24 protein-coding genes and 4 tRNA genes are annotated in these 26,687 nt (G+C 56.9%); 8 read left to right on the top strand and 20 right to left on the bottom strand.

Features of this window, described 5'->3' with window-relative positions; genetic code table 11:
- Positions 1–74: 74 nt before the first annotated feature.
- Complete coding sequence (pldA, locus tag P346_RS00595; RefSeq protein ID WP_023333803.1) at positions 75–944, bottom strand: phospholipase A; 870 nt, start codon at positions 942–944, stop codon at positions 75–77.
- Positions 945–1,107: 163 nt separating this feature from the next.
- Here pldA and yigI point away from each other — a divergent pair, with 163 nt between their 5' ends.
- Both yigI and rarD read left to right on the top strand, forming a co-directional pair.
- The gene (gene yigI / locus P346_RS00600) at positions 1,108–1,575 is read left to right on the top strand and encodes an acyl-CoA thioesterase YigI (RefSeq protein ID WP_008501538.1); all 468 of its coding nucleotides are present in this window, start codon (positions 1,108–1,110) and stop codon (positions 1,573–1,575) included.
- A 51-nt stretch (positions 1,576–1,626) separates the two neighbouring features.
- Entirely contained in the window at positions 1,627–2,523 is an 897-nt protein-coding gene (gene rarD, locus P346_RS00605; RefSeq protein WP_023309622.1) for an EamA family transporter RarD, read from the top strand.
- A 77-nt stretch (positions 2,524–2,600) separates the two neighbouring features.
- On the opposite strand, the gene corA is transcribed toward rarD, so the two are convergent.
- From corA to lptM, 8 genes are all read right to left on the bottom strand, one after another.
- Complete coding sequence (gene corA, locus P346_RS00610) at positions 2,601–3,551, bottom strand: magnesium/cobalt transporter CorA (RefSeq protein ID WP_008501540.1); 951 nt, start codon at positions 3,549–3,551, stop codon at positions 2,601–2,603.
- A 151-nt stretch (positions 3,552–3,702) separates the two neighbouring features.
- Positions 3,703–3,759, bottom strand: a complete 57-nt coding sequence (gene ysgD, locus P346_RS23630; RefSeq protein ID WP_212743980.1) for a YsgD/CorL family protein — start codon at positions 3,757–3,759, stop codon at positions 3,703–3,705.
- A 149-nt stretch (positions 3,760–3,908) separates the two neighbouring features.
- Positions 3,909–6,071, bottom strand: coding sequence for a DNA helicase II (gene uvrD, locus P346_RS00615; protein ID WP_032662835.1), 2,163 nt, complete (start codon positions 6,069–6,071; stop codon positions 3,909–3,911).
- A 107-nt stretch (positions 6,072–6,178) separates the two neighbouring features.
- On the bottom strand, positions 6,179–6,895 hold the full coding sequence (gene yigB / locus P346_RS00620) for a 5-amino-6-(5-phospho-D-ribitylamino)uracil phosphatase YigB (RefSeq protein ID WP_032662833.1): 717 nt from the start codon (positions 6,893–6,895) through the stop codon (positions 6,179–6,181).
- Positions 6,895–7,797: a tyrosine recombinase XerC gene (xerC, locus tag P346_RS00625; protein WP_023309625.1), complete on the bottom strand. Its 903-nt coding sequence runs from the start codon at positions 7,795–7,797 to the stop codon at positions 6,895–6,897. Before xerC ends, yigB begins: the two co-directional genes overlap by 1 nt.
- The gene (locus P346_RS00630; protein ID WP_032662831.1) at positions 7,794–8,501 is read right to left on the bottom strand and encodes a DUF484 domain-containing protein; all 708 of its coding nucleotides are present in this window, start codon (positions 8,499–8,501) and stop codon (positions 7,794–7,796) included. The genes xerC and P346_RS00630 overlap by 4 nt, the downstream gene beginning before the upstream one ends.
- Complete coding sequence (dapF, locus tag P346_RS00635) at positions 8,498–9,322, bottom strand: diaminopimelate epimerase (protein ID WP_008501545.1); 825 nt, start codon at positions 9,320–9,322, stop codon at positions 8,498–8,500. The genes P346_RS00630 and dapF overlap by 4 nt, the downstream gene beginning before the upstream one ends.
- A gap of 35 nt (positions 9,323–9,357) precedes the next feature.
- Positions 9,358–9,561 (bottom strand): LPS translocon maturation chaperone LptM, encoded by a 204-nt coding sequence (gene lptM, locus P346_RS00640; protein WP_032662828.1) that lies wholly within the window; start codon positions 9,559–9,561, stop codon positions 9,358–9,360.
- A 135-nt stretch (positions 9,562–9,696) separates the two neighbouring features.
- Between lptM and cyaY the strand changes: the two genes are divergently transcribed.
- Entirely contained in the window at positions 9,697–10,017 is a 321-nt protein-coding gene (cyaY, locus tag P346_RS00645; protein ID WP_023333807.1) for an iron donor protein CyaY, read from the top strand.
- A 91-nt stretch (positions 10,018–10,108) separates the two neighbouring features.
- Here the strand turns inward: cyaY and cyaA are convergent, their stop codons facing one another.
- Positions 10,109–12,652 (bottom strand): class I adenylate cyclase, encoded by a 2,544-nt coding sequence (cyaA, locus tag P346_RS00650; RefSeq protein WP_032662826.1) that lies wholly within the window; start codon positions 12,650–12,652, stop codon positions 10,109–10,111.
- 350 nt (positions 12,653–13,002) lie between these two features.
- On the opposite strand from cyaA, the gene hemC reads away from it, so the two are divergent.
- From hemC to P346_RS00675, 5 genes are all read left to right on the top strand, one after another.
- Complete coding sequence (gene hemC / locus P346_RS00655; RefSeq protein WP_032662824.1) at positions 13,003–13,944, top strand: hydroxymethylbilane synthase; 942 nt, start codon at positions 13,003–13,005, stop codon at positions 13,942–13,944.
- Positions 13,941–14,681 (top strand): uroporphyrinogen-III synthase, encoded by a 741-nt coding sequence (hemD, locus tag P346_RS00660; protein WP_032662822.1) that lies wholly within the window; start codon positions 13,941–13,943, stop codon positions 14,679–14,681. Before hemC ends, hemD begins: the two co-directional genes overlap by 4 nt.
- Positions 14,682–14,701: 20 nt before the next feature.
- Positions 14,702–15,898 carry a uroporphyrinogen-III C-methyltransferase gene (gene hemX, locus P346_RS00665; RefSeq protein ID WP_032662820.1) on the top strand — a complete coding sequence of 399 codons (1,197 nt, stop codon included), beginning with the start codon at positions 14,702–14,704 and terminating at the stop codon, positions 15,896–15,898.
- 2 nt (positions 15,899–15,900) lie between these two features.
- Positions 15,901–17,100 (top strand): protoheme IX biogenesis protein HemY, encoded by a 1,200-nt coding sequence (gene hemY, locus P346_RS00670; RefSeq protein ID WP_032662818.1) that lies wholly within the window; start codon positions 15,901–15,903, stop codon positions 17,098–17,100.
- Positions 17,101–17,272: 172 nt separating this feature from the next.
- Positions 17,273–18,484 (top strand): hypothetical protein, encoded by a 1,212-nt coding sequence (locus tag P346_RS00675; RefSeq protein ID WP_032662816.1) that lies wholly within the window; start codon positions 17,273–17,275, stop codon positions 18,482–18,484.
- A gap of 507 nt (positions 18,485–18,991) precedes the next feature.
- On the opposite strand, the gene P346_RS00680 is transcribed toward P346_RS00675, so the two are convergent.
- The 10 genes from P346_RS00680 to rffA all read right to left on the bottom strand — a co-directional run bounded on the left by P346_RS00680 (position 18,992) and on the right by rffA (position 26,687).
- Positions 18,992–19,068, bottom strand: a tRNA-Pro gene (locus P346_RS00680).
- A 45-nt stretch (positions 19,069–19,113) separates the two neighbouring features.
- Positions 19,114–19,199, bottom strand: a tRNA-Leu gene (locus tag P346_RS00685).
- 22 nt (positions 19,200–19,221) lie between these two features.
- A tRNA-His gene (locus tag P346_RS00690) sits at positions 19,222–19,297 on the bottom strand.
- A gap of 67 nt (positions 19,298–19,364) precedes the next feature.
- Positions 19,365–19,441, bottom strand: a tRNA-Arg gene (locus P346_RS00695).
- Between the two features lie 102 nt (positions 19,442–19,543).
- Positions 19,544–20,929 carry a bifunctional threonine/serine APC transporter ThrP gene (gene thrP / locus P346_RS00700; protein ID WP_032662815.1) on the bottom strand — a complete coding sequence of 462 codons (1,386 nt, stop codon included), beginning with the start codon at positions 20,927–20,929 and terminating at the stop codon, positions 19,544–19,546.
- 197 nt (positions 20,930–21,126) lie between these two features.
- Positions 21,127–21,867, bottom strand: a complete 741-nt coding sequence (wecG, locus tag P346_RS00705) for a lipopolysaccharide N-acetylmannosaminouronosyltransferase (RefSeq protein ID WP_029739560.1) — start codon at positions 21,865–21,867, stop codon at positions 21,127–21,129.
- 12 nt (positions 21,868–21,879) lie between these two features.
- On the bottom strand, positions 21,880–23,232 hold the full coding sequence (gene wzyE, locus P346_RS00710; RefSeq protein ID WP_032662812.1) for an ECA oligosaccharide polymerase: 1,353 nt from the start codon (positions 23,230–23,232) through the stop codon (positions 21,880–21,882).
- Positions 23,229–24,308, bottom strand: coding sequence for a TDP-N-acetylfucosamine:lipid II N-acetylfucosaminyltransferase (locus P346_RS00715; protein ID WP_032662810.1), 1,080 nt, complete (start codon positions 24,306–24,308; stop codon positions 23,229–23,231). Before P346_RS00715 ends, wzyE begins: the two co-directional genes overlap by 4 nt.
- Entirely contained in the window at positions 24,305–25,555 is a 1,251-nt protein-coding gene (gene wzxE, locus P346_RS00720; RefSeq protein ID WP_032662809.1) for a lipid III flippase WzxE, read from the bottom strand. Before wzxE ends, P346_RS00715 begins: the two co-directional genes overlap by 4 nt.
- 1 nt (position 25,556) lies before the next feature.
- Positions 25,557–26,687, bottom strand: coding sequence for a dTDP-4-amino-4,6-dideoxygalactose transaminase (rffA, locus tag P346_RS00725; protein ID WP_032662807.1), 1,131 nt, complete (start codon positions 26,685–26,687; stop codon positions 25,557–25,559).

Raw genomic sequence — 26,687 nt, 5'->3', positions numbered from 1 at the left:
AGAAATGAAACAGGCGCTATTTTCAGCGCCTGAGAGAGAAACTTCAACGTTTAACGCAAAAACATTCGAACAGCCTAGAGAATATCGTTCAGCATCACGCCCACGCCGACGCGGGTCTGGTTGAAGTTGTAATCGATAAGCGACTCGCCGTAACCGCTGTACACCTGAGTATAGATGCGGACATGCTTCGTCATTGGATAGCTTAAGCCCACTTCCGCACCGCCGTAGCCGGTGTTCCAGTTGTACTGGCCTTTGGCGCTGAGCACGGCATCACCCAACTGATAGCCGACTTTGAGCTGGTAGTAGCCCATATATTTGGTGATATCCGGGTTGTCATCGGTTTCGCCCACCACATACCACGGCTTCACTTCCACCATCCAGTTACCGTTCTGCGCCATCAGACGCGTATAGGCACGGTTCCAGCTGCGCGAGGTAGGGTCAGAGCGACCGTTGGAATCGTGGTTAAAGCCCACTTCGACGTCACGCAGCGTCCAGCCCGCGAACTCATAATCCGTAGCAAAACCGAGGAACAGCTGCGGCTCATAGTTGGTTTCACGGAACGGCGAGGACTCTCCGCTGTTAGAGAGCTGCCACCAGGATTTCTGCGTGTAAGACGCCCCGAGCACCGAGTTCGGCCCCAGAATACCGCGCCAGAACGGGAACGCGAGGCTGAGCTGGAACTTCACCTCATCTTTACGCGCATTATCAGACCAGTTATAGGAGCTTATCGCCTCTTTGTTGAGATCGCTGGTCTGGGTATAAATCACGTAGTTGGTGTCATACGGGTAGAGCGTGAACGGATTGTCATGCTCCTGAAGAAGGTTCGCGATAATGCTACCGTGAACGGCAGGTTTATCATGCACCTCTTTGATCGTCGCTTCCTGCGCATATGCTGTGAGGGGCAGCGCAACCGCCGCCAGTAACCATGCCAGATACGTCCGCATCGGTGGTGTTCTCCTGCAAAAGAGTAAAATTAGCTAAATAGTTATGTGGCGGACATTCTACAGACTTCTGCGACAACTGCTGCATCCTCGTTTCTGAAAGTGGAATTCCTTGTTGCTGAGGCATAAAATCAACATTTCATTAACAATAAGGATGTGATGCCTCATGTCAGCCATGCTTACCGCCGAAGAAGTGTTAAAACTCGTGGGCGAGATTTTTGTTTACCATATGCCGTTTAACCGCGCGCTGGGACTGGAGCTGGAGCGTTACGAGAAAGATTTTGCCCAGCTGAGCTTCAACAACCAGCCGATGATGGTAGGTAACTGGGCGCAAAGTATTTTGCACGGCGGCGTGATTGCCTCCGCGCTGGACGTGGCGGCAGGTCTGGTCTGCGTGGGCAGCACGCTGACCCGCCATGACACCATCAACGAAGACGAACTCCGCCAGCGCCTGGCGCGCATGGGCACCATTGATTTGCGCGTCGACTATCTTCGCCCGGGGCGCGGAAATCGCTTTACCTGTACCAGCAGCCTGCTGCGCGCGGGAAATAAAGTTGCCGTGGCGCGCGTTGAGTTACACAACGAAGAACAGGTGTATATCGCCAGCGCAACCGCCACTTATATGGTGGGTTGAGGCAGCAAAATCGGGTAAAATTAATTCACTTCTTTGTAACGGATTTTCCCGATGGATGCTAAACAGACGCGGCAGGGCGTTTTACTCGCCCTTGCCGCTTATTTTATTTGGGGTATCGCCCCGGCGTATTTCAAGCTTATCGCCTACGTTCCGGCCGATGAGATCCTGACTCACCGCGTTATCTGGTCATTCTTCTTTATGATTGCGCTGATGAGCCTCAGCCGTCAGTGGTCGGGCGTCAAAACGCTGCTGCAAACCCCGAAAAAGATTTTCCTGCTGGCGCTGTCAGCGGTGCTGATTGGCGGCAACTGGCTGCTGTTTATCTGGGCGGTGAATAACCATCACATGCTCGAAGCGAGCCTGGGGTACTTCATTAACCCGCTGGTGAACATCGTGCTGGGGATGATTTTCCTCGGCGAGCGTTTCCGCCGGATGCAGTGGGTGGCGGTGATTCTGGCCTTCTGCGGCGTGCTGGTGCAGCTCTGGACCTTCGGCTCGCTGCCGATTATTGCCCTCGGCCTGGCGTTCAGCTTTGCCTTCTACGGCCTGGTGCGTAAGAAGATTGCGGTGGAAGCGCAGACGGGGATGCTGTTTGAAACCCTGTGGCTGCTGCCCGTGGCGGCGATTTATCTCTTCGGCATCGCCGACAGCGCCACCAGCCATATGGGCAGCAACCCGTGGTCGCTGAATCTGATGCTGATGGCGGCGGGCGTGGTGACCACCATTCCTCTGCTGTGCTTCACCGGTGCCGCGACGCGTCTGCGTCTCTCCACGCTGGGCTTCTTCCAGTACATTGGCCCGACGCTGATGTTCCTGCTGGCGGTGGTGTTTTACGGCGAGGTGCCGGGGGCGGATAAGATGGTGACGTTCGCCTTTATCTGGGTAGCTCTGGCGATTTTCGTCGCCGATGCGATTTATACCCAGCGCAGGGTGCGCAAAGGGCTGTGATGTTGCCCTAACCCTCTCCCACAGGGAGAGGGAATTCGATCGTAGGGCGGGTAAGCGCAGCGCCACCCGCCAGATTTTTACAGCCAGTTACGACGCTTAAAGTACAGATACGGCGCCAGCCCCGCGAGGATCATAAAGATAATCGCCCCCGGGTAGCCAAAGCTCCACTTCAGCTCCGGCATAAACTCAAAGTTCATCCCGTAGCTGGACGCCACCAGCGTCGGCGGCAGGAACACCACGGACACCACCGAGAAGATCTTGATGATGCGGTTCTGCTCGATGTTGATAAAGCCCATCGCCGCCTGCATCAGGAAGTTCACCTTCTGGAACAGAGATTCGTTGTGCGGCAGCAGGGATTCGATATCTCGTAAGATCTCACGCGCCTGCTCCAGCTGACCGCCCGGCAGACGCGCCTTGCGCACCAGGAAGTTCAGCGCGCGCTGGGTATCCATCAGACACAAACGCACCTTCCAGCCGATATCTTCCAGCTCCGCCAGCGTGGAGAGCGCTTCGTCGTACTCATCGCCCTGATGGCCTTCCATGATCACGCGGCTCAGCTTTTCCAGATCGCTGTAGATGTTTTCAATTTCGTCCGCCAGCTGTTCAATTTTGGTCTCGAACAGATCGAGCAGCAGCTCGTAAGCGTTACCGTCCACCATTGCCTGGCTGCGGGCGCGCATACGGTAGAGGCGGAATGCCGGCAGCTCGCGCTCGCGCAGGGTAAACAGACGGCCGTCGCGAATGGTAAACGCCACGGTGGAGTTACCCGCGTGGTCTTCCGCATCTTCAAAGAAGAAGAAGGAGTGAATGTGCAAACCGTCTTCGTCTTCAAAAAAACGCGCGGATGCTTCGATGTCTTCCAGTTCCGGGCGGGTTGCCAGGCTTTGCCCCAGTTCAGATTGTACGCGAAGGCGTTCATCGTCGTCCGGCTCGACCAGATCCACCCATACGGCATCAATGAGGGGCTGTGACTCTTCGGCTTCAAGCCGAGTCAGTCGGTTATTTTCGAGTTGAAATGCGCTCAACATGACCGGGACTCCCAATGCAAAAAATATCGGACAGTTCGGTGGGCACACAGAAACAAATTGGGTTTCAGACCATTAAACAGCCTGACTCAGCGCGACGGGAATAATGCAGGTCGCTGACAACCACTAAGGCCATCAGCAAGAGGAGATAGCCTTAGGAGTTGTTCCTGGATGACAGGGAATTGAGCCAGTATCTACTGGGTGTGTCCAAGGCGAATGTCCTCTTAGCGTAATCGTGCGCGCATGTTACGCCAGCTATAACTGTGGCGTCAACACGCAACGGAACGCTGAAGGGCATTAATTGACCTTCACTGTATAAGGCTAGCAGATTATTACAAAATAATTATATTTTTCTGAATGTTAGACTGTTTCCAGCTTCGCATAGGCCGCCACCAGCCATTTGATCCCCTGCCCCTGGAACGCTACCTGCAGGCGGCTGTGTTCGCCGCTGCCTTCCAGATTCACAATGGTACCTTCGCCAAACTTCGAATGGCGCACGCGCTGGCCCAGCTTGTAGCCGGTGTCGGTTTCCGCAATCGGCGAGCCCATGCGCTGATGGCTGACCGGACGGCTGATGCTCGCCCGCAGACGCACCTCTTCTACGCACTCTTCCGGCAGTTCGCCGATGAAGCGCGATGGACGGTGATAAACCTCTTTACCGTACAGGCGGCGGGTTTCGGCGTAGGTCAGCGTCAGCTTTTGCATCGCGCGCGTCACGCCCACGTAGGCCAGACGACGCTCCTCTTCCAGACGGCCGCCCTCATCCAGCGACATCTGGCTCGGGAACATCCCCTCTTCCATCCCGACGATAAACACCTGCGGGAACTCCAGCCCTTTGGCGGAGTGCAGGGTCATCAGCTGAACCGCATCCTGCCAGGTGTCCGCCTGCCCTTCTCCCGCTTCAAGCGCGGCGTGGGACAGAAACGCCTGCAGCGGCATCAGGTCTTCGTCTTCTTCGTTGTAGCTGAACTGGCGCGTTGCCGTGACCAGTTCCTCTAAGTTCTCAATACGGGTCTGGCCCTTCTCGCCTTTCTCCTGCTCGTACATGGTTCGCAGGCCGGAGTCTTTAATCACCCGGTCGGTTTGCACGTGCAGCGGCATATCGGCTGTTTCCTGCGCCAGGGCGTCAATCAGTTCGAGGAAGCGCTGTAACGCGCTGGCGGCACGTCCGGCGAGGGCTTTTTCCTGCAGCAGCTCGCGGCACGCCTGCCACAGCGTCAGCTGGCGATCGCGCGAGGCCTGACGCACAACGTCCAGCGTGCGGTCGCCAATCCCGCGGGTCGGCGTGTTCACCACGCGTTCAAACGCCGCGTCGTCGTTACGGTTCGCAATGAGGCGCAGATACGACAGCGCATCTTTGATCTCCTGACGCTCGAAGAATCGCATGCCGCCATAAATGCGGTACGGCATGCTCACCTGCAGGAGCGCCTCTTCCAGCACGCGCGACTGGGCGTTGCTGCGGTAGAGAATGGCACACTGCTCCAGCGGGCCGCCGTTGTCCTGCCAGGTTTTGATGCGGTTCACCACGAAGCGGGCTTCGTCGAGCTCGTTGAAGGCGCAGTAAATGGAAATCGGTTCGCCGTCGACGCCGTCGGTCCACAGCTTTTTACCCAGACGCCCGTTGTTGTTTTCAATCAGGGCGTTGGCCGCGCTCAGGATGTTGCTGGTTGAACGGTAGTTCTGCTCCAGACGGATGGTTTCCGCGCCGGGGAAATCGTTGAGGAAGCGCTGGATATTCTCCACCTGCGCCCCGCGCCAGCCGTAAATCGACTGGTCATCATCACCCACGATCATCACCTTGCCGGTATCACCGGCCAGCAGGCGGATCCACGCGTACTGGATGTTGTTGGTATCCTGGAATTCGTCCACCAGGATATTGGTGAAGCGTTCACGGTAGTGCTGCAGGATGTGCGGCTTGTTGAGCCACAGCTCGTGGGCGCGCAGCAGCAGCTCGGCGAAATCCACCAGACCGGCGCGATCGCACGCTTCCTGATAGGCCTTGTAGACGTTCTGCCAGGTCTGCTCGACCGGGTTGCCGAAGCTCTGAATGTGGTGTGGGCGCAGCCCCTCGTCCTTCTGGCCGTTGATGTACCACATCGCCTGACGCGGCGGCCACTGCTTCTCGTCAAGGTTCATCGCCTTGATCAGGCGCTTCAGCAAGCGGAGCTGGTCTTCGCTGTCGAGGATCTGGAAATCCTGCGGCAGGTTGGCGTCCATATGGTGCGCGCGCAGCAGGCGGTGCGCCAGGCCGTGGAAGGTGCCGACCCACATGCCGCCCTGGCTGGTGCCCATCAGCTGAGCGATACGGTGGCGCATCTCTGCCGCCGCCTTGTTGGTAAACGTCACCGCCATGATGGAGTACGGGGAGCAGTTTTCCACGCTCTGCAGCCAGGCGATACGGTGAACCAGCACGCGCGTCTTACCACTGCCCGCCCCAGCCAGCACCAGCATGTTGGTGCGCGAGGCGGCAACCGCGTCACGCTGTTTGTCATTAAGGCTGTCGAGCAGGTAAGAAACGTCCATTGGCACCGTCACATAGTATTCAGGAACACAGCGAAGCGCCCGGTGGCGCTTCGCTTACCGGGCCTACAACTGCAAACCCCTGGTAATTTATACAATATTACTGGTGATTATATCAGCGTCGTGAGGGATGCCAACCGTGAAATTTCCACGTGCGGCAGAAGACGGCTGTCGGTTGCGGTCATCAGCTCCGCATTTTCCGGCTTGATCCAGCAGGCCTGCATGCCGCAGCGGATAGCCCCGGCCACGTCCGTGGTCAGGTCATCCCCCACGTGCAGAATGTTACCCAGCGGCAGGTTAAGCTTTTCCGCCGCCAGATGGTACATATCGCTGAACGGCTTCGCGCGCCCGTGAGGGCCTGCGCGCAGCACAAACTCAAAGTAATCGCTCAGGCCAAACAGCTCGGGCTGGGCATTGCCGTTGGTGATGGCCACCAGCGGCCACTTTTCGGCAAGCTTCGCCAGCGTCTCGTGAGTCTCCTGCGGAACGTCGATACGGCTGCGCCATTTGGCAAAGTTTTCCATGGCCGCTTCGGCCCCGATGGCCGAGTCCTGCGCGCTCAGACCGGCATTAAGCATCGCCTGCTCAACCGCACGACGACGCCATTCGGTCACGTCGTGGTAAATGTCCGGCTCGGTCTCACGCAGGGACTGACGCAGCTTCTGAAAGTCCTTGTTCTGTATCGCTTTCAGCGCGGGATGGTAGTTCTGCACAAACGCCAGCGACTCCTGCTCGGTACGCAGGATCACCTCGCGGTTGTCATAAAGGGTGTCATCAAGGTCAAACGTCAGGGCTGAGATCTGACCAAGTGGGCGGTAAAAACGCATTATTTCCCCCGTTTGGCGCGTGGATGCGCCGCGTCATACACCGAGGCAAGGTGTTGGAAGTCTAAGTGGGTATAGATTTGAGTGGTCGACAGATTTGCGTGGCCAAGCAGTTCCTGCACGCCGCGCAGATCGCCGCTCGACTCAAGCATGTGTGTCGCAAAGGAGTGGCGCAGCTTGTGCGGGTGAACGTGGCTGTTCAGCCCCTGCTTAATGCCCCACTCCGCAAAGCGCTTCTGGACGTTACGCGCCGAGATCCGTTTGCCGAGCTTCGACAGGAACAGCGCATCCTCTTCGCTGCCAAACAGCCCGCGCAGGTCAAGCCAGTGCTCAATCCAGGAAACCGCATTGCGGCCAATCGGCAGGCGGCGCTCTTTGCTGCCCTTGCCCATCACCCACACTTCACCGGACTCCAGATCGAGGTGTTTGATATCAAGATTAACCAGCTCGGACAGACGCAGCCCGGCACCGTACATCACCTCCAGCATCGCGCGGTCGCGCACGGCGAGCGGATCGTTAAGGTCGATATCCAGCAGGCGGTTTACGTCGTCAACGTCGATATTTTTAGGCAGATGACGCGGCGCTTTCGGCGTGGCGATCCCCTTTGCCGGGTTGGCTTTTAAGCCCCCCTGACTGACCAGCCAGTCGAAGAAACTGCGCAGCGCTGAGAGCCTGAGCGCCAGGCTCGCCGGGCTGAGATTTTTTTTACGGCTACGCACGACGAACCCGCGTACCGTCGCAGCGTCACATTGTTGCCAGCTTTTCAGGCCGATTTCGTCGGCAATCTGCATGATGGCATCAAGCTGACGCTGGTAGTTGAGCAGGGTAATGGGGCTAAGCTGACGCTCCACGCCCAGATAGCGCAGAAAGCGCGAAACGTCAGTGGCGAGCAGTCCGTCCGTCATACGCGCTCAATCCAGCGCTCCAGCAGCTCGGGCAGCATCAGGGCGATCTCCTGCAGCAGGTGCGTGGCTTGCCCCTGCTCATAGTGATGCGCGTCGCGGCTGGTAAATAACATGACACCCAGATCGCCATCGCGCCCCATCAGCGACATCGCTACCGAGCCAATCGCTTTGGCTTCCGGTAATACCACCAGCAGCTCAGGCCCGTTCAGCGGCCCCAGATAGTGGTGCTGATGGCCCAGACGCTGAATGCGCAGCGGTTCAAACGCCTGACGGCTGAGCGCCAGATGGGTAAACCCCGACGGCGCGCCAATGCGCCAGCGGTCAGGAAACAGACGAATCGTTGCGCCCGCCAGCCCCAGCTCCCGGGCCCAGCGGTGGAAGCGGCTGAGAAACTCGTCAAGGCTGTGCGCCGACGCCAGACGCGCCTGCAGGTGCAGCAGACGATAGAACAGGCTTTCGTTGGTGCTGGCCTGCTCCATCAGCAGCGTCATGTTCTCTTCAAGCTGATTGATGTGGTTGCGCGAGCGCGCCATGTGCCATTCGACCAGCGACACGGTCCCGCGAACCGGATGCGGCACGCGCATCTCTTCGACGACGCGTGCATTGCGAATAAAAAACTCAGGATTGCGCAGCAGATAATCAACAACAGCTCTGTCGTCCAGTTCCGTCACTGTTTCCTGCAGTTCTTCCCCTGGTTGTTTCATAGATGGATAAACCCGTCATAGACATGTGCCGCCGGGCCAGTCATATACAGTGGATGACCCGGTCCTTTCCAGGCGATATCAAGCCGACCGCCCGGTAACTCCACGCGAACCTCTTCTGCCAGTAACCCCTGAGAGATGCCAACGGCCACCGCAGCACAGGCACCGCTTCCGCAGGCCTGAGTCTCGCCCGCACCGCGCTCGTAAACCCGCAGGCGAATGTGCTCGCGCTTCACCACCTGCATAAAGCCGATGTTCGCGCGCTCCGGGAAACGTTCGTGGCTTTCCAGCACCGGGCCGAGCGTTTCGACCGCGGCGGTTTCCACATCATCAACCTGAATCACGCAGTGAGGGTTACCCATTGAGACGACGCCGCACAATACTGTCTGCTCGGCCGCACGCATAATATAGGTCTTTTCCGCTTTGTTTGCGCGAAACGGCACGACGGAGGGCTCGAAGTTAGGCTCGCCCATGTTCACGCGCACCAGCTCATCATCGGTGACGCTTAGCACCATGCGGCCATTGGCCGTGCTGACGCGAATATCACGCTTGTTGGTCAGCCCTTTCAGGCGGACAAAACGGGCAAAACAGCGCGCGCCGTTGCCGCACTGGTTAACTTCGCTGCCGTCCGCGTTAAAAATACGGTAGTGGAAATCGAGGTCGGGATCGTACGGTGGCTCGACCACCAGCAGCTGATCGAACCCCACGCCCAGATGCCGATCCGCCAGGCGACGGATCAGTTCCGGGGAGAAAAACACATTCTGCGTTACCGCGTCGACGACCATAAAATCGTTGCCAAGGCCATGCATTTTAGAGAACTGCATCATTTGCTCCATTGCGCGGGTACAGAACGTTGTCGTCAGAGATTAACCTGAGTCGGGCCGCCGTTGTCGCCACGATCGTTAGTATTTGGCGTGGTAGACTCAATGCCGCTTTGCACGGGTTTCGTCGGCGGCGGCGCGGTTTTATCCGCAGGTGGGAAGTACAGTGGTCCCTTCAGTCCGCAGCCAGTCAGGCTAAACAGCGTGATGAGAACGGCAAGCGTTCGGAAAACGTTTTTCATTATAAAGTTGCCCGTAAGTTCAAATCTGTTTCTATCATCGCAGGAGAAGACACAAAAGCAAGAGTTTGCCGCTTTCCTGCAACGGGAATTATTTAGGGTTATACTGCCGGCATCACGAAAAACAGGAACAAAACCATGAACGACAGTGAATTCCATCGCCTTGCCGACAACCTGTGGATGACCATCGAAGAGCGTCTTGACGACTGGGACGGCGACAGCGATATCGATTGTGAAATCAACGGCGGCATTCTGACCCTGAGCTTCGAAAATGGCAGCAAAATTATTATTAACCGCCAGGAGCCGCTTCACCAGGTGTGGCTGGCCGCGAAACAGGGCGGCTATCATTTCGATCTGAAAGACGGGGAATGGGTTTGCGACCGCAGCGGCGTACCGTTCTGGGATCTGCTGGAACAGGCGGCGACCGCGCAGGCGGGTGAGGCTGTGAGTTTCAGATAGTTTTGTTGCCCGGTGGCGGCTACGCCTTACCGGGCCTACAACATCTCGGACCGTAGGCCGGGTAAGCGTCAGTGCCACCCGGCGAAAAGGCTCAGGAGAAATACTGCTGCAACAGCGGAGCGGTTTCCTGATTGGCAGGTGCGGCAGGCGTTACGGCCTGGGTGCGGAACGGGATCACCTGCGTACGACCATCGACGTTCACAATCTGGTAGAACTGCGGCAGGTTAAAGTTGATAAAGCTTGAGCCGTAGGTGAAACGGTCATGCGAAGAGGAGTAGAAGCGGCTGACGTCGCGCACCAGCTCCTCTTTACTGCCTTCACAGTGGTGATACACCTCGGCGCGGTTGGTCTCATCCAGAATGTAGATGTTGAACCCGGCATCGTCGCCCGACTCTTCAAAGAAGAACTGGATAATCCCTTCGCTGGCGAATCCGTCCACCACCTGCGGGAGCTTAACGTGGTTAGTTTCCACCTGCACCGACAGGCCATGCAGCTTGTTGTGTGAAATCGCGCCGTAGAACTCGATGGCGTTTTCCAGCTTCTGTACCGACACGTTCAGGCGTTCGAAGAACAGGCCCCAGGTCTGGCCGGAGACGCGCAGCGCTTTAAAGCGTCCGGTTTCCTGGCGGGTGCTGGAGAGACGCAGTTCGATACACTCGGAAACCAGCTGCTGCACGCGGGTACGAATTAAACCGCGCAGGTGCTGGCTGTAGCAGAACACCTCAACGCTGTCCGGCGGTGCGGCATCCTGGTGCATCTTGCCGAGAATGGTTTTCAGCGCTTCGATCATCGCCTGCTCGCCGTTGAAATGCAGGGTACGCACTTCGTTCCACGAGTTGCGGTACAGCAGATCCACGCTGCCCACCAGGCAGTTTTGCTGCTCGCCAAAGCTGAAGACGTCCAGCTTGCGGAAGTCAAAATGAACCACCTGATTGCGGAAGGCCGCCGTCGGGTCGTATTCCAGGTTGACGATAATCGCCAGATGGCGAATTTCGCACGGGCTGTAGAGCGCTTTCGGCGTTGGGGCAGGCAGACGCAGCGGGAAGTGGTGCGACACATCCGCAACCATCTCCTGCAGCTTAGCGAGATCAACCACCTCGTTGCCTTTGATAAACAGGCGCGTGCGCGAGGTCAGCAGGCCGTTAAACCAGGCCCAGGCCACCAGCTTGTTCAGGTAGCGGTTATACTCCAGCGGCTGATGGCTGATGATTGAATCCATGCTTGGCGCACGGTTATACAGATACCACCCGGTGCGGTTTGCACGGCCCGGCGGCACATAGATAAAGGTCAGGTTCGGTTCTGACAGGTCTGGCGAAATCTGCGGATTAACCAGGGTGACTTTACCCGGCAGCGCTTCAAACGCGGCATACAGCTTACGGGTTAATACCCCGATATCCTGCGGGCTGGCGGAAACGCTGAGGTTGTTACGGCGCGCAAAGCGGATCAGGTTACGGTAGCTTTGCATCATCGCATCGAGCAGTTCGTTGTGCGCTTCACGCACCTGATCGATTTTCCAGTTGGCCCGGTTGTCGAGCATGGACAGACGCGCTTCGTCCCATCCCCACTCTTTCACTAACTGACTGACCACTTCACGACGCCAGCCCACGCAGGCGCGCTCGCGGCTCAATTTCTCACAGACTTTGAGATAGAAACATCGACGCACCAGGTCAAGACGCGTGGTGTCATCAATGGCTTTCAGGTATTCGGTCACGCGCTCCAGCATCATGCAGTAAGCGTCCAGCCCGAAGGAGACGATCTCCCCGTCGTGCAGACGCTGCTTGATATCTTTCGCCAGCAGGCGCGGCGTAGGGTATTCCCAGGAGTAGGCTTCCAGCAGCAGCGTTTTCAGCACCGCTTTGTACGGCGAGTCGATGCTTTTATAGAGCTGCCAGAGGCTTGCGCCAAAATACTCTTCTGCTGACAGAGAGCTCAGACCGCCGAGGTCCAGCCATTCGTTTGGCGTCAGTACGCCCTGCGCGTAAAGCGACATGACGTAGTCATCGTAATGCTCTTCTTCTTCGCACGGGACCATATTCCACAGAATACGCTTCCCGGCCAGACGCACAGCAGTACGGTAAAATTCATCCAGCAGTAAGATGTGCTGGGTCGAGCCGCAGTCCTCACCACCCAGACTGCCGCTTTCGTTATGGCGGAAACGGTTTTCATCAATCAGGAAGAAGCTCACTTCCACACCGAGCGATGCCGCCCAGCTCTCCAGCAGGCTGCACTTGCGCTGCAGCAGCTGACGCTCGTCGTTATCGAGCCAGGACTGATGGCAGACCCAGATATCCAGGTCCGAAGAACAGCTTTGCCCTACCGATGAGGTGCTCCCCATAGAGTAAACGCCGGTAATCGGCAGTTCACCTTTTGGAGACTCCTGTGGCGGCATGCCGCGGTAGAGTTCCAGCTCGTTGAGGTAATGCTGTTGGGTTTCATCAGGCGTGAAAAGGCAAATGCCCTGGGGAACGTTACCGTCAAGGTAGCCAGGCATCAGCGGATGGTGATAGTGCAATAATGTCGGCAGCAGACTGTATACCTGCTGGAAAGCAGGGCCCATGGCAGCAAGCGCGCGATCCACACGCAGTTGATTAATGGCATCCAGTCTCTGTTTCAGAGTCTCAATATAGAGGTACAAGACGTATCGCCTGATGTTTCCGGGTGTCGCAAGCTATTCAAAACACGAACAACAGCGGACCCGCAGTATTTCAAAAAGATAACCGTTACCCTTTTTCGCCCTTATCATTTTTGGTGGTAGCGACGAAAAAATGGTCTAAAACGTGATCAATTTAACACCTTGCCGGTTGACCGTAAAGAAAGATGCGCTACATACAAGTGTAGCACCGTTCTGTACGTGTAAATTCCTGAATACGGCTATGGCTGACGAATACGCCGCCTTGTCCCTCTCACGCTTCATCAACCGTAAAACTGCCATCCCAGAGTCAACAATGTTAGGATGGTTAGCGATTGATAATGACGGTAACAAGCATGTTAGACAATGTTTTGAGAATTGCCACACGCCAAAGCCCTCTCGCGCTCTGGCAGGCACATTATGTGAAGCAGCGCCTTGAAGCCTGCCACAGTGGATTGCGCGTCGAGCTGGTGCCGATGGTCACGCGCGGTGACGTGATCCTCGATACGCCACTGGCGAAAGTGGGCGGCAAAGGCCTGTTTGTCAAAGAACTGGAACTGGCATTGCTTGAGAACCGCGCCGATATCGCCGTACATTCAATGAAAGACGTGCCCGTCGAGTTCCCGGAAGGGCTGGGGCTGGTGACCATCTGCGAGCGCGAAGATCCGCGCGATGCGTTTGTCTCTAACCACTATGACTCGCTCGACGCGCTGCCGGAAGGTAGCGTGGTTGGCACGTCCAGTTTACGCCGTCAGTGTCAGCTGGCGGAACGTCGTCCTGACCTGATCATTCGCTCGCTGCGCGGTAACGTCGGCACGCGTCTGGGCAAGCTGGATAACGGCGATTACGATGCCATTATCCTCGCCGTTGCTGGCCTCAAGCGTCTGGGGCTGGAGTCGCGCATTCGCGTGGCGATGCCGCCAGAGCTGTCGCTGCCGGCCGTGGGCCAGGGTGCCGTCGGCATCGAGTGCCGTCTGGACGATGCGCGTACCCGCGAACTGCTCGCGCCGCTGAACCACGACGAGACCGCTATCCGCGTAAAAGCCGAGCGTGCGATGAATACCCGCCTCGAAGGGGGATGCCAGGTACCAATTGGCAGCTATGCTGAATTAACAGATGGCGAACTGTGGCTGCGGGCGCTGGTGGGCGCCCCGGACGGTTCGCAGATGGTACGCGGTGAACGCCGCGGTAAAGCGCAAGATGCCGAGCAGCTTGGCGTGTCGCTGGCGGAAGAGCTGCTGGATAACGGCGCCCGCGAGATTCTGGCTGACGTTTATAATGGAGAGCCCCCTGCATGAGTATTCTTGTCACCCGCCCTTCTCCCGCAGGAGAGCAGTTAGTGAGCCGTCTGCGCGCACTGGGGCAGGTGGCCTGGAGTTTTCCGCTCATTGAATTCTCCCCCGGTCGGGAGCTCTCCGCGCTCGCCGACCAGATGAATACCCTTCAGGAAGGCGACCTGCTGTTTGCGCTGTCGCAACATGCCGTGGAATTTGCCCACGCGCAGCTGCAACAGCAGGGTTTGACCTGGCCAGCCGCCCCCTGCTATTTCGCGATTGGCCGCACAACGGCACTGGCGCTGCATACCGTAAGCAGCGTGGACGTTCGTTACCCGTTAGATCGGGAAATCAGTGAAGTCTTGCTACAATTACCTGAATTACAAACCATTGCCGGAAAGCGTGCGCTCATTTTGCGCGGTAATGGTGGTCGCGAGCTGCTGGGCGAAACGCTGCGTGAGCGTGGTGCAGACGTAACGTTCATTGAGTGCTATCAGCGCTGTGCAAAACACTACGATGGCGCGGAAGAGGCGATGCGCTGGCACGCGCGCGGCATTAATACGCTGGTGGTCACCAGCGGTGAAATGTTACAACAGCTTTGGTCGCTGATACCGCTCTGGTATCGCGAAAACTGGTTACTCCGCTGTCGGCTTCTGGTCGTCAGTGAGCGTCTGGCGAACCAGGCTCGGGAACTGGGCTGGCAGGATATTCGGATCGCTGATAACGCCGACAACGATGCGCTGCTGCGCGCATTACAATAACTCTCAAATGGGAAGCCATAATGACGGAACACGACAAATCCTCCGCCGTGGTTGAAGAGACCAGGGAGACTGTGGAAACGACGCCACAGCCAGAGACGACAGAGAAAACCGCTGAGAAGAAAAACGGCAGCAACAAAACGAGCCTCGCGCTGAGCGCGATTGCCATCGCCATTGCGCTGGCAGCAGGGGTTGGCCTGTACGGTCTGGTGAAGCAACAGGGCGCTAACCAGACGTCCACCAGCGATGCGCTGGTGAATCAGCTCACTGCCCTGCAAAAAGCGCAGGAGACGCAGAAAACCGAGCTGGAAGCGGTAATTAAGCAGCAGGCCGCCGCGCTTGCCGAGGCGAACAGCAAACAGGAAGAGCTGGCTAAACAGCTGGGCGACGTGCAGCAGAAAGTCGCCACGATTTCCGGCACCGATGCCAAAACCTGGCTGCTCTCGCAGGCTGACTTCCTGGTGAAGCTCGCCGGACGTAAGCTCTGGAGCGATCAGGACGTCACCACTGCCGCCGCGCTGCTGAAAAGCGCCGATGCGAGCCTGGCAGACATGAACGACCCGAGCCTTATCACCGCGCGTCGCGCGATCACCGAGGACATCGCCAGCCTCTCCGCCGTCTCGCAGGTGGATTACGACGGCATTATCCTCAAGGTGAACCAGCTGTCGAATCAGATTGATAACCTGCAGCTGGCCGATAATAACGACGACGACTCCCCAATGGATTCCGACGGTACCGAGCTCTCCAGCTCCCTGAGCGAATGGCGCATAAACCTGCAGAAAAGCTGGCAGAACTTTATGGACAGCTTCATCACTATCCGCCGTCGCGACGAAACCGCCGTGCCGCTGCTGGCGCCGAACCAGGATATCTATCTGCGCGAAAACATTCGTTCCCGCCTGCTGGTGGCGGCTCAGGCCGTGCCGCGTCATCAGGAAGAGACGTACAAACAGGCGCTGGATAACGTCTCGACGTGGGTCCGCGCCTACTACAACACCGATGATGCGACGACCACCGCCTTCCTCGAAGACATTGATAAGCTGAGCCAGCAGAACATCACCATGAACGTGCCGGATAAGCTGGCCAGCCAGCCGATTCTTGAGAAACTGATGCAGACGCGCGTACGTAACCTGCTGGCGCAGCCGGGCGTACCGGCAGAGCCGTCGGGCGGAGCGGCACCTGCTCCTGCTCCGGCGCCTGAAAGCGCACCACAAGGAGAGTAATGATGCTAAAAGTTCTCTTACTCTTCATCCTGCTGATCGCCGGGATCGTGCTGGGACCTATGCTTGCGGGTCATCAGGGTTACGTCCTTATCCAGACGGATAACTACAACATTGAAACCAGCGTAACCGGCCTGACGATCATTCTGATCCTCGGCGTGGTGGTGCTGTTTGCGATTGAGTGGATCCTGCGCCGTATTTTCCGCACCGGTGCCCACACGCGCGGCTGGTTCGTTGGCCGCAAACGCCGCCGCGCCCGTAAGCAGACCGAACAGGCGCTGCTTAAGCTTGCCGAGGGTGACTATCAGCAGGTTGAAAAGCTGATGTCGAAAAACGCCGACCATGCCGAACAGCCGGTGGTGAATTATCTGCTCGCTGCCGAAGCGGCGCAGCAGCGCGGTGACGAAGCCCGCGCCAATCAGCATCTGGAGCGGGCGGCAGAGCTGGCTCACGGCGACCCGATTCCTGTAGAAATCACGCGCGTTCGCCTGCAGCTGGCGCGCAATGAAAATCACGCGGCCCGCCACGGTATCGATCGCCTGCTGGAAGTCGCGCCACGTCATCCGGAAGTGCTGCGTCTTGCCGAGCAGGCGTATATTCGTACCGGCGCCTGGGGTTCGCTGTTGGACATCATTCCGTCAATGGCGAAGGCCGAGGTGGGCGACGATGAACATCGTGATGAGCTTCAGCGTCTGGCATGGATTGGCCTGATGGATCAGGCGCGCGCCGACCTGGGCAGCGACGGTCTGAAAACGTGGTGGAAGAATCAGAGCCGTAAAACGCGTCAGCAGGTTCCTCTGCAGGTCGCCATGGCGGAACATCTGATTGAATGTGACGATCATGACACGGCTCAGGAGATCCTCCTCGACGGCCTGAAGCGTCAGTATGACGATCGTCTGGTGATGGTGATCCCGCGCCTTAAAACCAATAATCCTGAGCAAATCGAAAAAGTGCTGCGGCAGCAGATTAAAACCGTCGGCGACCGCCCGCTGCTGTGGAGCACGCTCGGTCAGTCGCTGATGAAGCACGGAGAATGGCAGGAGGCGAGCCTCGCCTTCCGCGCGGCGCTGAAACAGCGTCCGGACGCGTTTGACTACGCGTGGCTTGCCGATACGCTGGACAAGCAGCACAAGCCGGAAGAGGCAGCCGCCATGCGGCGAGATGGGTTGCTGTTGACGCTGCAAAATAACGGTCCGCAGCAGTAAATAAAAAGGAGGCCAGAGGGTCTCCTTTTTTTATCGCCTTTCTCCTGCTACATTCTTTGCACCCACATCCGCAAACGAATCCGCCAATGTAACAATGTCTTTTCATTAACCTTTTTTCACACACGCGCACATTTTGCAGCGTGGACTAAATCGTTTTTGAAAGGAAATCTCCATGAACTCGCTTTTGTATGCGCTTATCCAGGCGCTGCGCTGCCACCGCTGGCTGCGCCTGCTTGCCTGCGCTTTTATCTTTTCTTCACTGGGGAATGGTCTAACCCAGGTTGTGGTCTTCGGTTTGCTGCTGGCATGGTCAGCCCCGCCCGCTCTACTCACTCTCGCTTTTCTTTTCGCTACGGTACCAGGGTTCATCGGCAGCATCTTAGGCGAAAAACTGTGCTCGCGCTTTTCGCCGATATCGCTGCTGATACTGACCGAGGTGCTGGGCCTGCTCGCCCTGCTCTTTCCCCTGCTTGGCGTGGGTTACCACAGCGTTGCCGCATTACTCGCCGTGCAATCCACCGAAGCCCTGCTCAGCGGGATGAGCTGGCCCGCGTTGACGTTGCTCTTTAAGCGCGGACTTAGCGAAGCAGAGCTGCCTGCTGCGACCTGTCTGGAAAATGTGATTTTTGCTTCTCAGGTGTTGTTAGGGACCGGCCTGGGCGTGGTGCTATTTCAGAGGACCTCCGTGTTTACCCTGCTGGCTATTGATGCCGCGAGCTTTTTCGGGTCACTGTTACTGCTATGGATGGCTGGACGCCGGTTTTCTCCGGCACCAGGCCCCACTACTATGGAAAAGGGGGGTTCTGCAACAATACGCTGGCAGGCGTTGACCGTTCGGCAGAAACGCAGCCTGCTCATCCTGCCGGCGCTGGCCGCCGTCGGCTCACCGGCCATGGCGCTTCTCCCTGCACTGGCCCAGCAGCTCCGTCCTCAGGATGCGGCGGGCCTTGCTTTGCCTTTGCTTTTCGCGAGGAGTCTGGGGCAGCTTTGTGGCCCCCTGCTGCTAAAAAAAGAGAGCCTGACGCGCGTTGCGGCCCACACGCCGCGAATAATCGTTTGCCTGAGCATCTTTCTGGCCGCTTATGGCATGCTGCCGTTTTTATCCGGGTGGACGGTATGTGCGCTGGGGATGATCTTTATCGCGCATCTGGCCTCGAATGTTCTCTTCGCAGCGGGCACGTTTGGCGTACTCAGTAGTTTTCCTCTCACGCAAACCGCTTCTGCCAGCGGTAAAGCCTGGCGCTGGCAAACGCTCAGCGCCTCTCTTTTCACCGGCATTGCAGCGGCGGTGGCTTCAGGGTTTGGCTCAGTACAGGCGCTCTATGCTGTCTCTGCATCGGCCCTGCTGATGGTTGCCCTGATCATGCGCTTGTATCGGGAATAAGGCATAAAAAAACGCCTGCTATAAAAGCAGGCGTTAAAACAGGTCTGTAAGACAACATATTTGGTGCTTCACTCAACGTTGTGTCCATGGTGTCTGATGAGGCCGAAGCGACATCTGTCAGTGGACGATAAGCACCGTAAATGGCTCTGCGTCATTCCTGAGTTTATGAGGCACTAAGGCGAACATAAGAGATGGAATGAGCATCTACACGCACATTATTGCACGTAACGTGCCAACATAACACCCAGAACTTTTACATGACGCAACATTTTAAGATAAAAGGAAATTATGCTGCTAAGCGCCGTCTTAGGCTTTACAACGTATCGGGAAAAGGCGGGAATTTGTCGCCAGGAGGAGACAGCAAAACCCATAAATGATTTTTTATCTAACTTTCAATGAGTTGCATGTCGCTGGATTGCGACAAAGAAAAAGGACGCTGTCGGAGAATGACTACAGGGATGAGAAGCCGCAGAAAACAAAAAACCCCGCCGAAGCGGGGTTCAAAATTGGTCGGCGAGAGAGGATTCGAACCTCCGACCCACTGGTCCCAAACCAGTTGCGCTACCAAGCTGCGCTACTCGCCGATGTACTGCTTTTTGAATTTTTAGTTCAATTCATTTAAAAAGTCGTGGTGCGAGGGGGGGGACTCGAACCCCCACATCCAAAGGACACTAACACCTGAAGCTAGCGCGTCTACCAATTCCGCCACCTTCGCAATTCACAACTCTTTCAAATAATGGGGTGGCTAATGGGATTCGAACCCACGACAACTGGAATCACAATCCAGGGCTCTACCAACTGAGCTATAGCCACCACTGTATTCTTAACTCACGCGGTACTGACTACTTCTCAGACCACCGCAGCTCCAGCACCGGGTAAATGGTGCGCCCGACAGGATTCGAACCTGAGACCTCTGCCTCCGGAGGGCAGCGCTCTATCCAGCTGAGCTACGGGCGCTTAGCGCCGTTGCGGGGCTGGATATTACGTACCTCCGTCCCCGCTGTCTAGTGCTTTTTTGAAAAAAATGCGCGTTTGGTTATGGTTTGCACACTTTGCCGCTTATTCCTCCACTTTCTGCGTGGTGGCACGGCGGCCCAGGCCAAAAAGCTTATATGCAGCCGTTACAGCCGCAAGGAAGATCACCCCGACAAACAGCGACATGCGGGTATCTTCATTAAAGTACATGCCGATTAATACGCAAATCAGGAACGCCATCGTCAAATAGTTCGCATAGGGGAACAGAATTGAGCGGAACGGATGGCTTTCAATCGCTTTTTTATGCGCATGGCGGAAACGCAGCTGGCTGATGAGGATAACAAACCACGGCACCATGCCCGGCAGTACGCTGGCGCTGTAGACATAAACGAACACGCGCTGCGGGTTAGGAATGATGTAATTCAGGCAAGAGCCAATCAGCAGGATTACTATGGAGACCGCCACCCCCGCCACCGGCACCCCGGCACGTGAGACTTTGCTCATTGCCGCAGGCAGCTGGTTGTTCTTCGAGAGCGCATAGAGCATACGCCCGCAGCTGTACATCCCACTGTTACAGCCTGACAGCGCTGCCGTCAGGACCACAAAGTTGATGATACCCGCCGCCGCCGTGATACCAATTTTGGCGAAGGTTAAAACAAACGGGCTACCCGTCGTGCCAATTTCGTTCCATGGGAAGATGGTCACGATGACGAAGATCGCGCCCACATAGAAAATCAGGATACGCCACAGCACTTTGCCTACCGCGCTACGCAGCGTGACCTGCGGGTTTTTCGCTTCACCGGCGGTAATACCGATCAGCTCCACGCCCTGATACGAGGCCACTACGATACACAGCGCCGTCAGGAAGCCCTTCCAGCCGCCGGCGAAGAAGCCGCCGTTTTCGGTCAGGTTGCCAAAGCCAATAGCGTGTCCACCGTTGCCAAAGCCGAAGAAAATCACGCCCAGGCCGACGACAATCATCACGATAATCGTGGTGACTTTGATCATTGCGAACCAGAACTCAATTTCACCGTACAGGCGCACGGCGGCCAGGTTTGCCAGCGCCACCAGCCCCACGGCAATGAGCGCGGGTATCCACTGGACCATGTCCGGGAACCAGAACTGGACGTAGACCCCTATCGCGGTGATCTCTGAGATGCCCACCGCCATCCACATAAACCAGTATGACCAGGCCGTCAGGTAGCCGAAGAACGGGCTCATATAACGGTGCGCGTAAACGGCGAAAGAGCCGGTTACCGGCTCCAGGAAGAGCATTTCACCCATAGAACGCATAATGAAGAAAACAAACAGCCCGGCGATAATATACGCCAGTAATACGGAAGGGCCTGCCCATTTGAGCGTGCTTGCGGAGCCCATAAACAGGCCCACGCCGATAGTGCCGCCCAGCGCTATCAGTTCAATATGACGAGCTTCCAGCCCACGCTGTAGCTCCGGTTTTTTCTCTGCCATAGATCCTCGATTGTGTTTGCTGTTTCCCGGCTTAAGACCGGGTATTGTTTTTTAGGGGTACTAAAATACGGAGCGAATGGTTTCTTAAAATCTGCCAAATGGCAAACGATGCATTAAAAAAATGAATGCATTGCACAGATTATCAGCAGTTTTGCAGGCGAGTTGCAGCGCGAATAGCATATCGCGCTACATTTTGATTACATTTTCCCGGTGTAATGCCAGGCGAGGTAGCGAAGCAGACGGATCTGTCGTTTAATGCGCGTCGGTTGCGATAGCAGGCGGTACAGCCATTCCAGCCCCAGATTTTGCCAGACCTTTGGCGCACGCTTAACGTGGCCGGTAAAGACGTCGTACGTGCCGCCGACGCCCATGTAGAGAGCATCCGGGCAGACCAGACGGCAGTCACGCATCAGGATCTCCTGGCGCGGGGAGCCCATCGCCACGGTAACAATTTTCGCCCCGCTGTCACGAACGCGCTCAAACAGAGCCTGCCGATCTTCCGGTTTGAAGTAACCATCCTGGCTGCCGACAATATTAACATTCCATTGACGACGCAGTTTCTCCTCCGTCTGGGCCAGTATCTCCGGCTTACCGCCAATCAGGAACACGGGCGTGCCCTGCGCACCTGCGCGGGCCATAAGCTGCTCCCAGAGATCGGCCCCCGCCACGCGGGATACATTAGCGTCAGGATACTTTTTACGGATAGAGCGGACCACGCTGATCCCGTCCGCGTATTTAAATTCAGCCGCTTCAATCAGGCTTTTGACTTCCGCATTATCCTCAACCGCCAGCATTTTTTCCGCGTTGATGGCCACCAGCGTACCGGATTTCATCTGGCCGTCGGCGAACAGAAAGTCCAGCGCGTGCTGCATGTCGCGCCAGCCAATAAGCTGCAGGCCACGTAGCGCATAGCGCGGTGCAGAAATTTTATCAGTCATTACTATCCTTACTCAGACTTGCGACAGCGTTGTGCTGCCCTGCCGCTCGCGCTTGTGCACAAGCCCTGCGCTGTCAAACAGCCAGTACAGCAGTTTGGCCAGTAACAGGCAGACGCCGAACACAACCATGAAGAACACCACGCGCGACACGAACGAGTCCAGCCCTTCGCGCGCCAGAACGATCATATTGAAAATGGCACCAAAGCAGAAACTGTGCAAAATGGCGGCTTTATAGCGGTTTGTCTCTTCGTTGCCGCGCAGGTAAAGCCAGTCAAACCATTTGATAATCAGCCCAACGGCAACCGCGCCGGGCAGAATGAACCACGCCCCCCCCATCACCACCAGGGAACCAATCAGCGTTGGCGAGATTGCCAGACCGGAATGGTTGTTCAGCACTTCCCAGGTAAAGTAATTTGCCGTGTTAAGCACCACGCCAGGCCGGTCCGGCCATAGCCAGGAAGGGATAAAGACGTAGAAGTCGCGAACAATCGGTGCCAGCCCCTGGAAATCAATCTTGTCGTAGTTTTGCAGCAGCAATGCCAGGTTTTCCCACGGCGAGAAGGTATCGCGCGTCAGGTAGAGGAACGTGTAAAACGCCTCATCGCCCGCCACGTTCATTCCGTAGCGCTTCAGCGCCAGCCAGAACATCCCCACAATCCCAAACACGCCTGCTGCAACCAGCATCCACAGCGAGATCCAGCCGCGGATGATGCCGATAAACAGGAAGATAGCGAAGGCGATAATAATGTTCGCGCGCGTACCGCCCACAATCATGTAGGTCAGGATGCCAAACGCGACGGTGCTGACCAGGAAGAACAGCCACGCTTTGCTGTCCTGACGCAGGAAAAAGATCACCAGCATCGCCGGAATGAAGAAGTAGAAGAAACGCTTAAGCGCCACGCCCGAGACTTCTGCCGAAAAAATCTGGCTGTAGGAGTGGAGCTTAAACAGCAGAAAGCCGTTATGCATGAAGAAGATACCGACGCTGACCAGGGCGATGGTCATCAGCATCACCCACGTCAGGTGGGTCTCTACCCGATTCATGGTAAAAAGCGGCCGACGCGGGGCAGCAGCCTGCGCTGCACGCAGACGCGTTTTATAGGTGACGTAGTAGACCGCATAGAAGCAGGTCGCCGCCAGAAGCGCCTGGAGCAGGATTTCCGGCGGCGCGACGCTCACGTCAAAACGGAAGACCAAAATGCTAGTGAGCGGGAAGCCGAAAAAGAAGGTCAGCAGAAACAGTAACGAGAAGAACACGTTAAAGTTGAAGCGCACCCGGCGGAACTCAAACCAGGTAAGCGTGGCGATAAACAGGGTGCTCAGAAGCCAGACAACCAGTAAGCCGCTGAATTGCAACTGACTCATGCTTTGTCTCCTGAAGCGATACGCAGCGCGCGGTGCCACGGCGTGAGGTAATTCGGGCTGAAAAAATCGATGCTATTCTTATCCACCAGCGTGAGCTGGCGTTGGGCTTCCCGTACCACCTCGACATTCAGCGTGTCTGAGGTAAACAGCACCGGAATATGCTGCTCGGCCATGTCCTGCCAGAACGGGTTGTCGCGGTTGAGCACGCACGGTACACCCGCCTGAATCAGCAGACACAGCGTGCCAATTCCCTGCTGTCGGGCAAAGATGAAATAGCCGAGATCGCATTTTCTCAGCAGCGCAAGATATTGATCAAATTCCAGCTTATCGCTGAGGATGTGCAGATTTTCTGCACTAAACAGCGCAAGCCCCTGTTGGCGAACCTCAGCAATATAGGCGTCGTTGTTGGCGGGATAGCCCATCGGCACCACCACGTTCACCGTGTCGCCGAACTGCTGATGCACCGCCCTGAGCGCCGCGACGTGTTCGTTACTGCGATCGCCGGAATTCCCCACCAGGATCGTTAGCTTGCCCTCACGCACCTCGTCATTCGCCATGGCGTTCAGCGCCGGATCCATGCGGGTTGGGAAATAGAGTAATTCTCCGCGCACGTTCGGATGCTGTTTAGCAAAATAGTTGAGATCGCCTCGGGTGGCAAACACGCAGCCCACGCGCCCCTGCGCCATGCGCCGCAGCGGATAGAAAAGACGGAATTTCCAGCCGCGGGAGACTTCGTAGAGATCGGCTCCCCAGATATGCCAGCTGCACTGGGAGGGTTTAATCCCCCCGCTGAGCAGTGCCAGCCACAGGCCGGTATTGAACTGCCCGTGGAAAAAGAAACGTTGCTTACGATCCGCTTTGGCTTTGGCAACGACCGCCTTCGCCAGCGCAGCCTTATCCGGCCAGAAGCGAATCGTCAGCGCCGGAAACGCCTCGCTCAGGCCCTTATCCTGACCTGCAACCATAAACTCACGCGCATCAGGATTACCCGATGCCAGCTCGTCGTTGAAGAACCGCAAAACGGTCTGGTTATGGTGTGGGATATCCGATCCCAGGATGTGAATCAGTGCAGTCATGCGCGTTTACGCCACAATAAAAATACGCCGCAACAGGCGGCGAAATAAACGATATAGGTTGCCATGTAGGCCTGAGCCGCCCCCAGCGCACCGTGCGCGGGTATCAGCCAGTGTGAAAATGCTGTCAGTAACGCAAACTGGCTAATTTCCGCCAGGATATACAGCCGCAGGGACGCTTTTGCAATCACCAGATAGCCGAAAACATAAGCACCCACTTTCAGCACATCACCCACCAGCTGCCAGGCAAAGAGATCGCGCATGGCGGTGAACTTCGCCGAGAACAACAGCCAGATGGCGACATCGCGCAGTAACCAGACGGTAAAGCTGGCCGCCGCGACGGCCGGCAGCACAAAGCGCAGAGATCGGAAAATCTCGCGCGTAATTTCTTGTCTGGACGTCAGGCGCGATAAGGTTGGCAGCAAATAAACGCTAAAGGAAGCCGTTATAAATTGGAGGTAGGCATCGGAAATGCTGCTCACGCCCTGCCAAATCCCGACTTCATCCCAGCTATAATGCGCCGCCAGCAGGTTTCGCATCATCACATAGGCTACCGGCAGCGTGACGGAGGTGATGAGCGCCATCAGGGTAAATTTACCCAGCTGGCTGGCAAGCATCGTGTCCCATTGCGGTTTCAGGTAGCTCAGAGGGATGATGCCCCGGCGCATCAGCATAAACGCCGCTGGCACAACAACCAGCGCCGGGACCAGCGCCAGCCCCAGCAGTGCGCCCTCATAGCCGCCCAGGCGATAGCAGAAGTAATAGGCAATCACGCCGATGACGCTTCCCAGGATTAAGGCAAGCGCGTTCCCGGCGGCATCACGAAACCCTTTCATCAGCGCCAGCAGCAGGTTTGCCCAGGCAATGCCCATCTGAACCAACGCGACCAGACGCACCAGCCCCTGATAATGGGTGTGCCCGAACAACCCCTGGCTGATGGGCGCCGCCGCCAGCAGAAAGACAACCGCCATCAGGGTCGAAAAACCCGTGACCATCGCCGAAGAGGTGCCCACCACCCTGCGCAGATGAGCCGCATCATCGTGATACTGCGCAACGTATTTCGTGACGCCGTTGAAAATACCGGCGCCGGCCAGCACGCCAAGGACGGTAACAAGCTGGCGGAAATTACCCGCCAGCCCCACGCCAGAGGGGCCAAATGAGACGGCCAACAGCTTGACGACCAGCAGCCCGGCGCCAATTTTTACAAGCGTGGACGCGGCGGTCCACACCGATGCTTTTGCCAGAGACATATCAGCCGAAATAACTCAGGAGGGTATTAATCACCGTACGCTGGTTAACAGGCGCGAGGTTGTAGAACAGTGGCAGGCGAAGCAAACGCTCACTTTCTTTCGTGGTGTAACGATCTTCACCCGCGAACGTGCCAAACGCTTCGCCGGCCGGGCTGGAGTGCAGCGGGATATAGTGAAACACCGCCATAATTTCGGCCTCTTTCAGCCAGGCGATGAGCTCGCTGCGGTCGTCGTTATCGCGCAGCTTGATGTAGAACATATGCGCATTGTGGACGCAATCCGCCGGGATGGTCGGCAGCTCAATACGCCCGGATTTGGCCAGAGGTTCAAGCGCATCGTAATACGTTTGCCACAGGGAAAGACGCTGAAGATTGATACGTTCCGCCGCTTCCAGCTGTGCCCACAGGTACGCCGCCTGCAGATCCGCCATCAGATAGCTGGAGCCGATGTCGCGCCAGGTGTATTTATCTACCTGACCCCGGAAGAACTGGCTGCGGTTGGTGCCTTTTTCGCGGATCACCTCCGCACGCTCCACGAGAGCCCGGTCGTTAATCAGCGTCGCGCCACCTTCTCCGCCCGCCGTGTAGTTTTTGGTTTCGTGGAAGCTAAAGCAGCCGATGTGGCCGATAGTGCCCAGCGCGCGTCCCTTGTAGGTGGACATCACGCCCTGCGCGGCATCTTCCACCACGAACAGATTATGCTTTTTGGCGATGGCCATGATGGTGTCCATTTCACAGGCTACGCCCGCGTAGTGAACCGGCACGATCGCGCGCGTTTTGTCGGTGATCGCCGCTTCAATCAGCGTCTCATCAATGTTCATCGTGTCCGGGCGGATATCCACAAAGACGATTTTCGCTCCGCGCAGGACAAAGGCGTTCGCGGTGGAAACGAAGGTATAGCTCGGCATAATCACTTCATCACCGGGCTGGATATCCAGCAGCAAAGCCGCCATTTCCAGCGATGCCGTACAGGACGGGGTCAGCAGCACTTTAGCGCTGCGAAAACGCTGTTCCATCCACTGCTGACAGCGACGGGTAAAACCGCCGTCACCACAGAGTTTGCCGCTGCCCATGGCAGACTGCATATAGTCGAGTTCAGTTCCGACAACGGGTGGTGCGTTAAATGGAATCAT

Source organism: Enterobacter sp. DC1 (genome assembly GCF_000568075.1).
Classification (GTDB): domain Bacteria; phylum Pseudomonadota; class Gammaproteobacteria; order Enterobacterales; family Enterobacteriaceae; genus Enterobacter; species Enterobacter asburiae.
Note: the sequence above shows the minus strand (reverse complement) of the source record. Positions and strands in the feature narration are given on the sequence as shown.

What these genes read in the sequence shown, in the direction of transcription:
- hemX (WP_032662820.1), top strand. Translation starts at nt 14,702, where the DNA reads ATGACGGAACACGACAAATCCTCCGCCGTGGTTGAAGAGACCAGGGAG.
- rarD (WP_023309622.1), top strand. Translation starts at nt 1,627, where the DNA reads ATGGATGCTAAACAGACGCGGCAGGGCGTTTTACTCGCCCTTGCCGCT.
- wecG (WP_029739560.1), bottom strand. Translation starts at nt 21,867, where the DNA reads ATGACTGATAAAATTTCTGCACCGCGCTATGCGCTACGTGGCCTGCAG.
- yigB (WP_032662833.1), bottom strand. Translation starts at nt 6,895, where the DNA reads ATGCGTTTTTACCGCCCACTTGGTCAGATCTCAGCCCTGACGTTTGAC.
- lptM (WP_032662828.1), bottom strand. Translation starts at nt 9,561, where the DNA reads ATGAAAAACGTTTTCCGAACGCTTGCCGTTCTCATCACGCTGTTTAGC.
- wzxE (WP_032662809.1), bottom strand. Translation starts at nt 25,555, where the DNA reads ATGTCTCTGGCAAAAGCATCGGTGTGGACCGCCGCGTCCACGCTTGTA.
- wzyE (WP_032662812.1), bottom strand. Translation starts at nt 23,232, where the DNA reads ATGAGTCAGTTGCAATTCAGCGGCTTACTGGTTGTCTGGCTTCTGAGC.
- hemY (WP_032662818.1), top strand. Translation starts at nt 15,901, where the DNA reads ATGCTAAAAGTTCTCTTACTCTTCATCCTGCTGATCGCCGGGATCGTG.
- P346_RS00715 (WP_032662810.1), bottom strand. Translation starts at nt 24,308, where the DNA reads ATGACTGCACTGATTCACATCCTGGGATCGGATATCCCACACCATAAC.
- thrP (WP_032662815.1), bottom strand. Translation starts at nt 20,929, where the DNA reads ATGGCAGAGAAAAAACCGGAGCTACAGCGTGGGCTGGAAGCTCGTCAT.
- corA (WP_008501540.1), bottom strand. Translation starts at nt 3,551, where the DNA reads ATGTTGAGCGCATTTCAACTCGAAAATAACCGACTGACTCGGCTTGAA.
- P346_RS00630 (WP_032662831.1), bottom strand. Translation starts at nt 8,501, where the DNA reads ATGAAACAACCAGGGGAAGAACTGCAGGAAACAGTGACGGAACTGGAC.
- hemC (WP_032662824.1), top strand. Translation starts at nt 13,003, where the DNA reads ATGTTAGACAATGTTTTGAGAATTGCCACACGCCAAAGCCCTCTCGCG.
- pldA (WP_023333803.1), bottom strand. Translation starts at nt 944, where the DNA reads ATGCGGACGTATCTGGCATGGTTACTGGCGGCGGTTGCGCTGCCCCTC.
- dapF (WP_008501545.1), bottom strand. Translation starts at nt 9,322, where the DNA reads ATGCAGTTCTCTAAAATGCATGGCCTTGGCAACGATTTTATGGTCGTC.
- xerC (WP_023309625.1), bottom strand. Translation starts at nt 7,797, where the DNA reads ATGACGGACGGACTGCTCGCCACTGACGTTTCGCGCTTTCTGCGCTAT.
- yigI (WP_008501538.1), top strand. Translation starts at nt 1,108, where the DNA reads ATGTCAGCCATGCTTACCGCCGAAGAAGTGTTAAAACTCGTGGGCGAG.
- uvrD (WP_032662835.1), bottom strand. Translation starts at nt 6,071, where the DNA reads ATGGACGTTTCTTACCTGCTCGACAGCCTTAATGACAAACAGCGTGAC.
- cyaY (WP_023333807.1), top strand. Translation starts at nt 9,697, where the DNA reads ATGAACGACAGTGAATTCCATCGCCTTGCCGACAACCTGTGGATGACC.
- hemD (WP_032662822.1), top strand. Translation starts at nt 13,941, where the DNA reads ATGAGTATTCTTGTCACCCGCCCTTCTCCCGCAGGAGAGCAGTTAGTG.
- P346_RS00675 (WP_032662816.1), top strand. Translation starts at nt 17,273, where the DNA reads ATGAACTCGCTTTTGTATGCGCTTATCCAGGCGCTGCGCTGCCACCGC.
- rffA (WP_032662807.1), bottom strand. Translation starts at nt 26,687, where the DNA reads ATGATTCCATTTAACGCACCACCCGTTGTCGGAACTGAACTCGACTAT.